This window comes from Winogradskya consettensis, assembly GCF_018332715.1.
Taxonomy (GTDB): domain Bacteria; phylum Actinomycetota; class Actinomycetes; order Mycobacteriales; family Micromonosporaceae; genus Actinoplanes; species Actinoplanes consettensis.
Map to the genome: position 1 here is coordinate 1 of NZ_BOQP01000048.1, position 12,922 is coordinate 12,922.

The 12,922-nt window shown below is 70.8% G+C and carries 13 protein-coding genes; 7 read left to right on the plus strand and 6 right to left on the minus strand.

The window, feature by feature from the left end:
* Positions 1-21: 21 nt before the first annotated feature.
* Together Aco04nite_RS38340 and Aco04nite_RS38345 are read right to left on the minus strand one after the other, a co-directional pair.
* Complete coding sequence (locus tag Aco04nite_RS38340; protein WP_213002139.1) at positions 22-1,722, minus strand: glycoside hydrolase family 3 protein; 1,701 nt, start codon at positions 1,720-1,722, stop codon at positions 22-24.
* A gap of 134 nt (positions 1,723-1,856) precedes the next feature.
* Positions 1,857-2,348 carry a DUF3145 domain-containing protein gene (locus Aco04nite_RS38345; RefSeq protein ID WP_203835008.1) on the minus strand — a complete coding sequence of 164 codons (492 nt, stop codon included), beginning with the start codon at positions 2,346-2,348 and terminating at the stop codon, positions 1,857-1,859.
* A 242-nt stretch (positions 2,349-2,590) separates the two neighbouring features.
* Here Aco04nite_RS38345 and Aco04nite_RS38350 point away from each other — a divergent pair, with 242 nt between their 5' ends.
* Positions 2,591-2,920 carry a hypothetical protein gene (locus Aco04nite_RS38350; RefSeq protein WP_213002140.1) on the plus strand — a complete coding sequence of 110 codons (330 nt, stop codon included), beginning with the start codon at positions 2,591-2,593 and terminating at the stop codon, positions 2,918-2,920.
* Positions 2,921-2,988: 68 nt separating this feature from the next.
* Here Aco04nite_RS38350 and Aco04nite_RS38355 read toward each other — a convergent pair whose 3' ends face one another.
* Positions 2,989-3,624, minus strand: a complete 636-nt coding sequence (locus Aco04nite_RS38355) for a carbonic anhydrase (protein WP_213002141.1) — start codon at positions 3,622-3,624, stop codon at positions 2,989-2,991.
* Between the two features lie 148 nt (positions 3,625-3,772).
* Here Aco04nite_RS38355 and Aco04nite_RS38360 point away from each other — a divergent pair, with 148 nt between their 5' ends.
* Positions 3,773-4,690, plus strand: coding sequence for an alpha/beta fold hydrolase (locus Aco04nite_RS38360; protein WP_213002142.1), 918 nt, complete (start codon positions 3,773-3,775; stop codon positions 4,688-4,690).
* A 128-nt stretch (positions 4,691-4,818) separates the two neighbouring features.
* Entirely contained in the window at positions 4,819-6,930 is a 2,112-nt protein-coding gene (locus tag Aco04nite_RS38365; RefSeq protein ID WP_213002206.1) for a HelD family protein, read from the plus strand.
* A 191-nt stretch (positions 6,931-7,121) separates the two neighbouring features.
* Here the strand turns inward: Aco04nite_RS38365 and Aco04nite_RS38370 are convergent, their stop codons facing one another.
* The gene (locus Aco04nite_RS38370) at positions 7,122-8,054 is read right to left on the minus strand and encodes an SMP-30/gluconolactonase/LRE family protein (protein ID WP_213002143.1); all 933 of its coding nucleotides are present in this window, start codon (positions 8,052-8,054) and stop codon (positions 7,122-7,124) included.
* Positions 8,055-8,187: 133 nt separating this feature from the next.
* Between Aco04nite_RS38370 and Aco04nite_RS38375 the strand changes: the two genes are divergently transcribed.
* The 4 genes from Aco04nite_RS38375 to surE all read left to right on the plus strand — a co-directional run bounded on the left by Aco04nite_RS38375 (position 8,188) and on the right by surE (position 11,305).
* Positions 8,188-9,105, plus strand: coding sequence for a cation diffusion facilitator family transporter (locus tag Aco04nite_RS38375; protein ID WP_213002144.1), 918 nt, complete (start codon positions 8,188-8,190; stop codon positions 9,103-9,105).
* Positions 9,106-9,177: 72 nt separating this feature from the next.
* The gene (locus Aco04nite_RS38380; RefSeq protein ID WP_203835014.1) at positions 9,178-9,483 is read left to right on the plus strand and encodes a hypothetical protein; all 306 of its coding nucleotides are present in this window, start codon (positions 9,178-9,180) and stop codon (positions 9,481-9,483) included.
* Between the two features lie 22 nt (positions 9,484-9,505).
* Positions 9,506-10,444 (plus strand): 1-phosphofructokinase family hexose kinase, encoded by a 939-nt coding sequence (locus tag Aco04nite_RS38385; protein ID WP_239158604.1) that lies wholly within the window; start codon positions 9,506-9,508, stop codon positions 10,442-10,444.
* 18 nt (positions 10,445-10,462) lie between these two features.
* Positions 10,463-11,305, plus strand: coding sequence for a 5'/3'-nucleotidase SurE (surE, locus tag Aco04nite_RS38390; RefSeq protein WP_213002145.1), 843 nt, complete (start codon positions 10,463-10,465; stop codon positions 11,303-11,305).
* Positions 11,306-11,311: 6 nt separating this feature from the next.
* Here the strand turns inward: surE and Aco04nite_RS38395 are convergent, their stop codons facing one another.
* Both Aco04nite_RS38395 and Aco04nite_RS38400 read right to left on the minus strand, forming a co-directional pair.
* Positions 11,312-12,184: a serine/threonine-protein kinase gene (locus Aco04nite_RS38395; protein ID WP_213002146.1), complete on the minus strand. Its 873-nt coding sequence runs from the start codon at positions 12,182-12,184 to the stop codon at positions 11,312-11,314.
* Between the two features lie 312 nt (positions 12,185-12,496).
* Positions 12,497-12,859, minus strand: a complete 363-nt coding sequence (locus Aco04nite_RS38400; protein WP_213002147.1) for an STAS domain-containing protein — start codon at positions 12,857-12,859, stop codon at positions 12,497-12,499.
* Positions 12,860-12,922: the final 63 nt, after the last annotated feature.

Below are 12,922 nucleotides of genomic sequence, written 5' to 3' on the forward strand. Positions count from 1 at the left end.
GCGGCCGGGCGAGACGGCGGCTCAGCAGGCGGTTGCGGGGAGCTTGCCAACCGGGACCGGTGACCTGCCGGGGGCCTTGGCCTTGCCGGCGATGACCGCGGCCAGGGCCTGCAGGGACAGCGGGCTGGAGGAATACGTGGCCAGCAGGGCCGGGGACTTGGCCTGGGTCAGGAGGTACGGCGTGTCCATGATGACCGTTACCGCCGCGTCGGGGCTGAGGTCGATGGTCTTGTCGCCGTAGCCGACGAGGTGGACGATCTTGCCGCCCGCGGCCTGGACCGTCATTCCCGCTTCCTGCAGTGCCTTGACCAGGGTGGCCCGGGCCGTCTCGCGGCCGTCGGAGGCGGTCACGGTGACAGGGCCGGTGATCAGCGGGCCGCCGCAGGCGCCACGCAGGAGGGTGATCGAGGCCGCATCGGCCGCACTGACCGCCTGGTGGTGGGCCGGTGAGTCGAGCGTGGTGAGGGCCGGCTGGGGCTTTGCCGCCTGGCGCTTCTTCAGAGTCAGGATGCGGGTGACCGCCTCGGTCAGGCGCGCGCGCTTCAGGCTGCCGTCCTGGAGCCCGGCCAGGATGCCGTCGCGGGCCGCGGTCAGGTCCGGCGGCATCAGGAGCATGTCGTTGCCCGCGTTGAGGGCCCGGACCGCCGCCTCGCCTGCGGGCCACTTCATGGCGGGGGCCATGTTCATCGCGTCGGTGATGGCGACGCCCTTGAAGCCGAGGTCCTTACGGAGCACGTCGGTCATGATCTTGTGGGAGAAGGTGGCGGCCACCCCCTTGTCCAGGGATTCGACGTCCAGGTGGCCGGACATCACGACGCCCGCGCCCGCGTCGATGCCGGACTCGAAGGGCGGGCGGTCCTGCTTCTTCCACTGATCGGCGGACTGCTTCACGATCGGGAGGTCGTCGTGGCTGTCGCCGGTGGTGTGGCCGTGGCCCGGGAAGTGCTTGAGCGCCGCGGTCACCCCGGCGCCCTCCAGTCCCTGCACCGCCGCCCGGGTCTGCGCGGCGTTGGTGGCCGGGTCGCCGCCGAACGCGCGGGAGCCGATGACCGCGTTGCCCTGCGGGCCCAGGGTGTCGGCGACCGGGGCGAAGTTGAGGTTGATCCCCATCGCGGCCAGCTCCTCGCCCGCGGCACCCCAGGCGGCCTTGGTGAGAGCGGGCTTGCCGGCGGCGCCGAACGCCATCGCCGCGGGCAGCAGCGTCACCCCGGTGCGGACCCGGGTGACCACGCCGTATTCCTGGTCGGTGCCGATCAGCAGCGGCGCGCCGCCGGGGAGCTGCCGGGCGGCGGTCTGCAGACCGTCGGTGAGGGCGCGGACCTGCTGCGGGTTGTCGACGTTGGTGGCCGGGTTGGTGGCGCCGGTCGGGTCGTCGGGGGCGAACGCGACGAGGATCAGGCCGCCCAGGTGGAACTTCGCGACCATCTCGGCGGGGGTGTCGACGCCGGCGATGCTCTGGTTGCCCGCGGCGGCGAGCTTGTCCACGGTGGTGGCGCCGTCACCATACGCATAGGGCATGAGAACTTGACCCGCCAGGTCGGCGTCGCTCATGGCGGCGACGGCGGCTGCGGGCTCCAGTGCAGCGGTGGGTGCGATGGCCGGGGGCGCTGAGCTGGGCGCGACGACCTGTGGCGGGGTGGGGGCAGGCTCATCGCTGCCACACGCCGCCAGAAGCAGCACCATCGCCAGGGGAACCACGGCCCTCGTCGTCATGGCCGCCATTGGATCAGCATCCGGCGATCAACGACAAACCGCCCTGTGGACAGAGCCGCATTGTGGACAAGTGTCAGCCCACGCGGGTCAGCCCACGCGGGTCAGCCCACGCGGGTCAGCCCACGCGGGTCAGCCCACGCGGGTCAGCCCACGCGGGTCAGCAGGGTGACCGGGGCGCCGTCGCCGGCGTAGCGGTAGGGCTCGAGCTCGGCGTCCCAGGCGGTGCCGAGCGCCTTGTCGAGGGCGTGCGACAGCGCCTCCGGAGCCCGGACGGACGCCATGATGGCGCGCAGCCGGTCCTCACCGATCTGGATGTCACCGGAGGCGCCGATCGTGCCGCGGAACAGCCCGCGACCCGGGACGTGCATGAAGCGTTCCCCGTCGACGCCGGGGCTGGGCTCCTCGGTGACCTCAAAACGGATCATGGGCCACTGCCGGAGGGCAGCAGCCAGCTCGGCGCCCGTCCCGGGCCGACCGGTCCAGCTGCATTCGGAGCGCCGCATGCCGGGGTCGACCGGCTGGGCACTCCAGTGCAGGGTGACCGGCGCGGTCAGGACGCGCGCGATCGCCCACTCGACGTGTTGGCTCACGGCGAGTGGGGTCGAGTGGACGTATACGACGCCACACGTTGGCACGGTGACCTCCCGGAGACCGAGGTGCGTCTTCCCCTACGACCTCGACCGCGGTTGATCGTGCTCCATGATGCCGGGTGGTGCGGATGGTGCGCCAGAGAAACCGCAATATCGACATCGGGAATGCCGTCGAGGCCCACCTGACCTAACGGACCTGGCCTGTCGGGCGACGCGGCCCGGCCGCGATCGTGTAAACTGGCTGCGGCATTTTCTGCCGACAACCGTTCTTCCCAAGGAGTACCGCCGTGGCAGGCAACACCTCAAAGACCGCCCGCGCATCCGTCCGCGCCGGACAAGCTGGCCAGGGTGGCGCCCTCAGCGTGCTCGGTGAGTTCAAGTACCTCATCCCGCTCGCCGACGGCCGCTTCGCGTACGTGCGCAACCTCACCAACGGCAAGACCAACCACCTCAGGACCGACTCGGACGCGTTCGTCGAGGAGATCCGCGGTCTGGCCGCCGCCGGGCACGGCGCCAAGATCCGCGCCGAGATCCAGGGCCTCGAGGCCGCCAACCCGAAGCACGACTGGGCGGCGACCGAGAAGCGCCTCGTCGACGCGGGCGTCTTCGAGGGCTGAGTGACCACGCGAAAAGGCGCTCCGGGGTTTCGTACCCTGAAGCGCCTTTTCGCATTTCCCGAAGAAGATCAGGTCAGCAGCTCGACCTGGCCGGTGTCGAGGTCGTAGACGGCACCGGCGATGCTCACCCGGCCGGCCGCGACCGCTTCCGGCACGCCGGTGACGTCGCGCATCCGCCGGACCGTGCGCGTGACGTGCGCCCGCATCGCCTTCGCGCCCACGTCGGGGTCGTCCAGCCCGAGGCCGTCGAGGGCGGGTGCGATCTCGTCCACGAGATAGCCCACGTCGCCGTCGGGCCGGGAATCCGTCCGCAACGCGCTGACGGTCGCGTCCACGGCCCCGCAGCGCACATGGCCCAGGACCACGATCAGCGGGACGTTGAGCGCCGAGACCGCGAAGCCGACCGAGCCGAGCACCGCCCGGTCCACCACGTGCCCGCCGGAGCGGATCACGCAGATGGAGCCGAAGGTCTGGTCGAAGATGGCCTCCAGGGGAACCCGGGAGTCGATGCAACCCAGCACGACCGCGTGGGGGAGCTGCCCGCCCGAGGCATGGGCCGCCGCGGCGACCTCATGGCCGTGGATGGGACGCCCGCTGACGAAGCGGCGGTTTCCCGCCACGAGCTCCGCCAGGGCGTCAGCCGGTCGAACGATCCGCCCGGACACCGCCGGCGCGGGTGTAGCTGCAGGTGAGGGGCCCGTCATGGGTTGATTGTCTACGAGCGGCCGCCGCTGAACAGCGGGTGCGATTCGAATCACTTTTTCGACGATCATGGGATGGCGTTCACAACTCGCAGGAGTGATGCTTATTACCCGCGGGTATGACGGGGCCGTGCGACACACGGAGGTGCCCATGCCTGAACGCTCGCAGTTCACCCTCTCCGACGGCGTCCGGTTACGCGTGGACACGTCGGGACCCGTGGATGCCCCGGTGACCGTCGTCTTCCTGCACGGGTGGTGCCTCGACCGGCGTACCTGGCACTACCAGCGGGCGGCGCTGCGTGGCACCGGGACCAGGGTGATCAGTTACGACGCGCGCGGTCACGGGCGTTCCGGCAGCATGGACCTGCGATCGGCCACGCTGGAGCGGCTCGGTGCCGACCTGGCCGAGGTGCTCGACGCGTACGCGCCGCAGGGCCCGATCGTGCTCGCCGGCCACTCGCTCGGCGGCATGACGATCATGGAGTATGCCGACTCGCACCCCGCCGATTTCGCCGCCCGGGTCGCGGGCCTGCTCTTCGTGTCCACGACGGCCGAGGGCGCCACGCACACCTGCTATGGCCTGCCCTCGCAGCTCACACCCGTGCTGCGGATGGCCGAGCAGACCGGCGCCGGCGTGCTGGCCCGGCTCGGCGACTGTCGGCCGCACCGGGTGATCAAGCCCGCGCTGCAGCCGGTGGTGCGCTGGCTGCTGTTCGGCGACGAGTACGAGCCCGCCGACCTGACCGCCACCATGTCCGCGTTCAACCGGGCGTCGATGCGGGCGATCGGCGGTTTCCGGGCCTCGGTCGGCGCCCAGCAGCGGCTCGACACGCTGGCCGCGCTCGGGAACATCCCGGCCGCCGCACTCGTTGGAGACCGCGACAGACTGACACCGCCCGCCTGCGCGGAGTCGATCGCCGACGCACTGCCCGGCACCGAACTCGCCGTCTACCCCGGCGCCGGTCACATGCTGATGCTCGAACGACCACATGAAGTGACCGCCGCTCTGCGTACGGTGCTCGCCAAGGCCGTCCGGCAGCAACGGCAGGGATACAGCCGGGCCGCTTGAGCGTGCCGCCGTCGACGGCGGCACCCCGGCAGGAGTAAGTTCGATTGCCCCCTTCGTACAGGTGGACGCCGGGGGCGTTCATCAGATCCACGGCCAGATCAGATCCACCAGCGGGGAGCATGACCGACTTGAGCGACGCCCACGTCCTGCAGCAGGAGATCGCCGTCGAGCAGGAGCACGTCGACACGGTTTACACCCGTCTCGCCGAGCTCCGCCGCGAGGCGTCCCTCGCCGAGAAAGAGGGCTACCAGCTCGCCGGCGTCGGTACGTTCGGCGCCCTGGTCGAGCGCGACGCGATGGTCTTCCACGCGGCGCGCCGCCGGCACGCCCTCGACACCGAATACGAAGGCCTGGTCTTCGGCCGCCTCGACATGAACGGCGGCGCCCGGCACTACGTCGGCCGCATGGGCATCCGTGACGCGGAGTCCCAGTCGCTGGTCGTCGACTGGCGGGCGCCGGCCGCCGCCGCCTTCTACCGCGCCACCCCCGCCGAGCCGCAGGGAGTGGTGCGGCGGCGGATGATCCAGTCGAGCCGGGAGAGGGTCACCGGCATCGAGGACGACCTGCTCGACCCGGAGGCGGCCCCCGACGACATGAAGGTGGTCGGCGACGGCGCGCTGCTGGCCAGCCTCTCCAAGGCCACCGGCCGCGGCATGCGCGACATCGTCGCCACCATCCAGCGCGAGCAGGACGAGGCGATCCGCTCCCCCGCGAGCGGCGTGACGATCGTCACCGGCGGCCCCGGCACGGGCAAGACCGCCGTCGCGCTGCATCGCGCGGCCTACCTGCTCTACGCCGACCGCAACCGCTTCGCCGGCGGCGGCATCCTGGTCGTCGGCCCGTCCGGCGTCTTCGTCAACTACATCGCCACGGTGCTGCCGTCGCTCGGCGAGGACACCGCCACGCTGCGGTCCCTCGGCTCGCTCGTGCCCGGTTACAACGCGACCCGGGTCGACCCGACCGACGTCGCGGCGGTGAAGGGCTCCTTGCGGATGCGCCGGGTCCTCGAGCGCGCCTCCCACGACGCGGTGCCCGACGCCCCCACCGAGCTGCGGCTGCTCTACCGCGGCGCGCTCCTGCGCCTCGACGCGGCCGAGCTGGAGAAGGTCCGGCGCAAAGCACTGAACAAGGGCGCCCGGCGCAACGAGATGCGGGGCGTCGGCTTCGACCGGCTCTTCGACGCGCTCTGGGCACAGGCCAAGGGCTCGGTGCGCAACCTGCCCGAGAAGCAGGAATTCGAGTCCGAGCTCGCCGACCGCACGGACTTCCGCGAGTTCCTCAAGCTCTGGTGGCCCCGCTTCACCCCGATGCGGGTGCTGCGGTGGATGGCAGACCCGGGGCGGCTCCGGGCGTACACCAATGGCCTGCTCTCGAAGGAGGAGATCAAACTCCTCCAGGGCTCGTTCGACGGGCTGGACCGGCACGGCCCCACGATCGCCGACGTTGCCCTGCTCGACGAGCTCGACGAGCTGATGGGCCGCCCGCGCAAGGCACCGGCCCGCAAGACCGGCGGCCAGTTCCACGTGCGCGACGGCGTCCAGGAAGTCAGCATGTCCATCGAACGCCAGAACGCCTCCCGCCCCAAGGCGGAACGCGAGGACGACTACCGCGACTATGCCCACGTCGTCGTGGACGAGGCCCAGGACGTCTCCCCGCTGCAGTGGCGCATGATCGGCCGCCGCGGCCAGTACGCCTCCTGGACCATCGTCGGAGACCCCGCCCAGACCGCCTGGCCGGGCGACACCAGCGAGCTCGACGCGGCCCGCGACCGCGCCCTCAACTCCCGCAAGCGCCAGACCTACGAGCTGACCACCAACTACCGCAACTCATCGGAGATCTTCGCGGTCGCCGCCCGCGTGATCAAGAAACTCATGCCCGACCTGCGCCTGCCCCGAGCCGTCCGCAGCACCGGCGTCGAACCGATCGAGCACATGGTCGCGCAGTCCGAGCTCCCCAAGGTCATCCGCGACGCGGTCGAGAAACACCTGGCCGACGTGGACGGCACCATCGGCGTGATCACGCCGGTCCCGCGCCGCGACGAGATGGCCGGCTGGGTGGCCGGCCTGCCCGAACGCGTCCAGGTGGTCACGGCTCTCGAGGCGAAGGGCATGGAGTATGACGCGGTCGTCCTGGCCGAGCCGGCTGAGATCGCCACGGACGCCAGCGGGGTGCGCACGCTTTACGTCGCTTTGTCCCGAGCCACGCAGCGATTGACAACTGTCGCCAGCAAGGTCTGGTAACCCGTAGAGACAAGATCAAGGACTGGTCGTAGCTCGGTGGGTGGTGCGGACCGCTGCTCACGCCGAGGTCGGGCCCGGCAACCCCAGGCGCCTTGCGGCGCCAGAACGGGGTTACCGGGCCCTCGGCCTGCGTAAGTGGTCACCCACCGAAGATCAACCCCTTACCCGAAGGTCGGGCAGGGGACGACGACTCACGGACGCGGCACGCCGACGGCCGTGTAGGGCGTGGTCGGGGTCGGGGGTGTGGTGAAGCGGGCGTTCGGGAGGTAGAAGCGCTTGCCGTATTCGGCGATCGTTGTCGGGACGTCGAAGGCGGGGCTGGTGGTGCGGCTGAGGACCGTACCCTCCGTGGCCCGGTTGTTGAGTTTGATCGTGGTGATGACGTTGTCGCGGTTCTGGACGACGTAGAGAGTGGAGCCGCGCAGCCAGAGGCCGTCGCCGTTGAGGACGTTGTCGCCGCCGAGGTCGATCTCGGTGGTCCGGCCCGCGTACGACGTGTTGAAGAGTTTTCCGGTGTTGGACTGCACGACGATGAGGCCGCGCCCGTCCGGGGTGGCCGTGATGCCGTTGGCGTTGTTGCCGGTCGTGTAGACCAGGTCACCGGTGATCGGGACCCGCACAGGCTCCGCGGGGAGCTTCCCGTGCCGGCCGAGCGGGAGCTTGAACAGCACCGGGTTGGCCGAGTCGGTGTACCAGGCCGCACCCCCGGTGAGCACGACGTCGTTGATGAACGCGGCCCCCGTCTGCAGCTGGTACGTCTTGAGCACCGAACCGGTCGCCGCGTTCAGCACCCGGGCGTTGCCTCCGGATCCGCCGGCGACGAACAGGCGGCCCCTGCCGTCCAGCTTGAGCCCGAGCGACGGCGTGCCGGGCCCCTCGCTGATGACCTTGCCTTTGCCGGTTCGCAGGCTGACCCGGTAGATGTCACCGTCGACCCGGGAGCCGAAGTACGCGTACGGGAGCTTGCCGATCGCGATGCCCTCGGGCTGGAACCCGTCGGGCAGGGCGAGCACCACCGGCTCGGAGCCGTAACCGGCGGGAGCGGCACTCGCAGGGGCGGCCGGTGCGGTGGCGGTCACTGCCAGCGCGGTCAGGGCGGCGATCGCGAAAATGCGTCTGGACACGGATGAATCCCTCCAGGCGGGGTCAAGTTGTCGACAGTACGTACCCCGATGAACACGCCCTGGTTCAGATTGCACACATAGCAATGTGAACATATATTGGCCAAGGCGATCAGCCACGACGGAAGGTGGGCGCATGGGAGCCGGGCACGACCACGGCGGTCAGGCGATGCGCGCCGGTGAGCGACACCGGTCGCGGCTCTGGTGGGCCGCGGGGCTGCTGGCCGCGTTCATGCTGGTCGAGGCGGTCGCCGCGATCATGACGGGCTCGCTGGCACTGCTCTCCGACGCCGGGCACATGTTCACCGACGTGCTGGGCATCGCGATGGCGCTCGCCGCGATCCACGCCGCCGGCCGCGCGGCCACCGACTCACAACGCACGTTCGGGCTCTACCGGCTCGAGGTGCTCGCCGCGCTGGCCAACGCCGTGCTGCTGACCGGCGTCGCGATCTACGTGCTGATCGAGGCGGTGCAGCGGTTCACCGATCCGCAGGACGTCCCCGCCGGCTCGATGCTGCTCGTGGCCGCCGGTGGCCTGGTCATCAACCTGATCGCGTTCGCGCTGCTCCGCTCGGGTGCCCAGGAGAGCCTCAACGTGCGCGGGGCCTACCTCGAGGTGGTCGGTGACCTGCTCGGCTCGGTCGGCGTGATCGTCGCGGCCGGGATCATCGCACTCACCGGCTGGTCCTACGCCGACCCGATCGTCGCCGTGGTCGTGGCGCTGATGATCCTGCCCCGCACGTTCGCGCTCGGCCGCTCGGCGGTGCGCATCCTGGTCCAGGCAGCCCCGGAGCACCTCGACATCACCGTGGTCCGCGACCGGCTGGCCGCCGTCCCGGGCGTCTGCGACGTGCACGACCTGCACGTCTGGACGCTGACCTCGGGCATGGACGTGGCCTCCGCGCACCTGAGCCTCGAAACCGACGCCGAGCTCGGCAAGGTCCTTTCCAGCGCCCGCGAGGCGCTGCACCATGACTTCCACATCGATCACGCCACGCTGCAGGTGGAGCCGGTCGGCGCCGGCGGCCGCGAGTGCACGCCCGTCGGCTGGTGAGTCTCCGGAAAACCCCGGCCCTGCAACCCGGCGTACCTACCGTGGGTGGTTAGTCAACCGCGGAGGGAAACCATGAGTCAGACCGTCATCCATCAGCCCCGCGTGGTCTGGGACGGCGCGCGGGCGTTCGTCCGGGCCGCCAACGGATCCGGCTACGACGCCTTCTCCGCCACGGTGCTCAGCCGCCTCGGCAGCGGGTACTACGGCGAGCTCGCCAACACCCGCCAGCGCCTGCAGCACGCCTCCATCGAGAGCAGCGACAACGACCGCTTCACCGTGGACGTGGAGGCCAGCCGTTGGCGCGTACGGCTGGATGAGCTGATCCGCAACCGCCCCGACCTGATCCCCGTGATCCAGGAACTGACCACCACTGTCTGACCCTTTGGTCGATACTGGGGCCATGGGTAACAAAGGGGTCATGGTGTTCGTGCCTGCGCCCCAGCTCACCGTGACCATCGAGCAGCAGCACGACAAAGCGGAACTGCACGTGCATCCGGGCGGCCAGGGCGTCTGGCAGGCCCGGATGATCACGTTGCTGGGCGCCCAGGTCACGCTCTGCGCGGCCGCCGGCGGCGAGGTCGGCCGGGTGCTGGAGCCGCTGCTCAAGTTTCACGGCGTGACCCTCAAGACCATCAAACGCGACCACGGCACCGGCTGGTACGTCCACGACCGGCGCAGCGGCAAACGCGAGGAGCTGGCCGAGGATCCCGGTCAGCCGCTGTCCCGGCACGAGATGGACGAGCTCTACAGCCTCGCGCTCGCCGAGGGCCTGCGCGCCGGCATCGCCGTCCTGAGCGGCCCGGCCCACCCGTCCGTCGTCCCCGCCGAGGTCTACCGCCGGCTCGCGACCGACCTGGGCGCCAACGGGTGCAAAGTCATCATCGACCTGTCCGCGGCACACCTGTCCGCCGCGCTGGAGGCACGCCCCTACGTGGTCAAGGTCAGCCACGAGGAGCTGATCCGCGACGGCATGGTCAAGGACGGCTCCACCGCGGCCCTGCTCAAGGCGCTGCACAAGCTGCACGCCGACGGTGCCGAGATGGCCCTGGTCTCCCGCGGCGACGAAGGCGCACTCGCCCTGATCGACGACCGGGTCTACGAGGTCGACATGCCCCGGATGATCGCCGCCGAGTCCCGCGGCGCCGGCGACTCCATGACGGCGGGCGTCGCGGCAGTCCTGGCCCAGGGTGGCACGCTGTGTGACGCTGTGCGTACGGGTGCCGCCGCGGGGGCCCTCAACGTCACCCGCCACGGCCTGGGCACGGGCCGCGTCGACGCCGTCCAGGTCCTCACCGAACGGGTCCGGCTCACCCCCGTCGACACCAAAGTCCCGGCGTGACCCTAAGGAGATTCAGCGGTGACCCCTCGGATCCTGATCACCAACGATGACGGCATCGACGCCCCGGGGATCAGATGGCTGGCCCGCGCGGTCGCGCGCCAGGGCTTCGACATCGTGGTGGCGGCCCCGCTGACCGAGGCGAGCGGCACCAGCGCGGCCATCACCGCGGTGGAGCAGCACGGCAAGATCGTCGTGCAGACCCGCGAACTGCCCGGCGTGAAGAACGTCCCCGCGTACGGCGTGGCCGCGTCCCCGGCGTTCATCGTCCTGCTCGCCCTGCGGGGAGCCTTCGGCGAACCCCCGGAACTCGTCCTCTCCGGCATCAACCGGGGCGCCAACGCCGGCGCGGCGGTGATCCACTCCGGCACGGTCGGCGCCACGATGACCGCCTCGCACGCCGGCCTGCACGGGCTGGCGGTCTCCCTGGACGTGCTGTCACCCGCCAACGGCAGCGTGAGCAGCGGCGGCCAGGCCATCGCCGACCTGGAAAAAGCCGACGACGAGAAACGCCACTGGACCAGCGCCGCGGAGCTGGCAGTGAAGCTCCTGCCCACCCTGACCCACACCCCGCCCGGCACGATCCTCAACCTGAACGTGCCCGACCTGCACGTCGACGGGATCCGCGGCCTGCGCCGGGCCCGGCTGGCGCGCTTCGGCCAGGTGCAGATGAGCATCGCCGAGGCCGGCGAGGGCTATGTCCGCACAGCGGTCCAGGCCGCCGACGAGCCCCTGGAGGACGGCACGGACCTCGCCGCCCTGGCCGAAGGGTTCGCGGTGGTCACGCCGATCCGCGCGCCGGGCGAGGCCACGGACGTGAAGATCAACCTCGAGAACATCGTCTTCCAGACCCCGGCCATCTGAGCCCCGTCAGTTGATGCTCGGTGCCGGTGGGCGCACCTGGATCTGACGGAGCCGGAGCGCGACCTCCGCGCTCGGCGGGCGATCCTCCGGCCTCTTCGCCATGCAGGCCCGGACCAGGTCCCGCAACTCCGGCGGCAGCCCGACCACGGCCAGCACCGGCGTCGGCGCGAGCTGCCCGGCCCGCCCAGCCGCCATGATCATCGCGGCGACATGCGGAGGGTACGGCGAGCGGCCCGTCAGCATCTCGTACAGCACCACACCGAGCGAGTAGACATCCTCCGCGGGGTCTGCCGACCGCGTCCGTGGATGAGCCAGCACCCTCGCCCCGGCCCCACCGTCCGGCCTGGCTCCAGCTCCCGCGAAGTCCGTCCGCACCGGGCCCTCGGGGGGTGTGGCCAGGCCGAAGTCGATGATTTTCGGGCCGGTTGGGGTGAGCATGACATTGCGGGTGGTCAGGTCGCGGTGGACGATGCCGGCTTCGTGGGCGACGGCGAGGACGTCGGCGATCAGGGCGGCGGCGTGGGCTGCTTCGGGCCAGTCGAGGCGGCTGTGGGTGAGCCGGTCGGCCAGGGGGATGCCGTTGAGGAGCTCGAGCGCCAGGTATGGGGCCGTGCTGCCGTCCGGGAGGGGCGCGTCGCCGTATTCGTAGACGCGGGGGACGCCCGGGTGGCGGAGCCGGTCGGTGATCAGCGCTTCGCGGCGGGCGGTTTCGCGGGGGCGGGGGTCGTCACCGTGCGCGGCGGCCAGGAGCTTGACCGCGAGGAGGCGGCCGAAGCGGACGTCGACGGCTCGGTAGACCGTGGAGACGCCGCCCTGGCCGGCCACGCCGAGCAGCACGTAGCGCTCCAGGAGAGTGGTGCCCATCGCGAGTCTCGCCACGCACCGGAGTGTTCCTCAGCGGGCCGGAAAGCGACAAGCAGCTCTTTCGGACGACTCAACCCCGCATCACGCGCGGTCAGGTGAACATGACCACAGGTCCGCCCGGGCGGTGCGGAACGCGGTTTTGGTCCGGTTTGAGCCGGTGAGCCGATTCGCCGGCGGCGGGTCGGGGTGAGACCCGCCACGATGATCCTGGTTTGCGCCGACGGCGGGGCTGATTGTGCACGGCGGGCGCGCGGCCGGGCGTACCTGAAGAGTGAAAGGCCGCGACCCACCTGGGCCGCGGCCGGATCGATCAGAGTGAGAGATCGATCAGGGTACGAGGGTGCGATGCGCAGGATCGCCGCAGTCGGTGCACGGCTCCGGCGCACCGAACAGGCCCAGCAGGCCCGTCACCCACAGCTGGCGGTGCGCGAACCGGCTCGGCCGCGTGACCACCAGCTTGACCCCGCTCACGCTGGCCATCTGAAATGCCGCCACCAGGGCGGAGATTCCCACGGAGTCGATGAACGAGACGCCGTGCATGTCGAGTTCGATGCGGTCCGGGGTTGCCGCGGCCAGGTGCTCCGCGACGGCTTCCTTGATCTCGTACGCGTTCTCGACGTCGATCTCACCCACGGGTGAGATCTCCACCACGCCGGTGGTCCTCGTCGACGTCGTTATCGACAGCGTCACGCCCTACCTCCACCCGCTCGGGTCACCCCCGAGCGTCTTCTCCTGGGTTCGAAAGGGCCCCGA

Excerpts from the sequence above, each read along its gene's own strand:
- Aco04nite_RS38340 (WP_213002139.1), bottom strand. The coding sequence starts at position 1,722 with ATGGCGGCCATGACGACGAGGGCCGTGGTTCCCCTGGCGATGGTGCTG.
- Aco04nite_RS38355 (WP_213002141.1), bottom strand. The coding sequence starts at position 3,624 with ATGACGGGCCCCTCACCTGCAGCTACACCCGCGCCGGCGGTGTCCGGG.
- Aco04nite_RS38360 (WP_213002142.1), top strand. The coding sequence starts at position 3,773 with ATGCCTGAACGCTCGCAGTTCACCCTCTCCGACGGCGTCCGGTTACGC.
- Aco04nite_RS38375 (WP_213002144.1), top strand. The coding sequence starts at position 8,188 with ATGGGAGCCGGGCACGACCACGGCGGTCAGGCGATGCGCGCCGGTGAG.
- Aco04nite_RS38380 (WP_203835014.1), top strand. The coding sequence starts at position 9,178 with ATGAGTCAGACCGTCATCCATCAGCCCCGCGTGGTCTGGGACGGCGCG.
- Aco04nite_RS38385 (WP_239158604.1), top strand. The coding sequence starts at position 9,506 with ATGGGTAACAAAGGGGTCATGGTGTTCGTGCCTGCGCCCCAGCTCACC.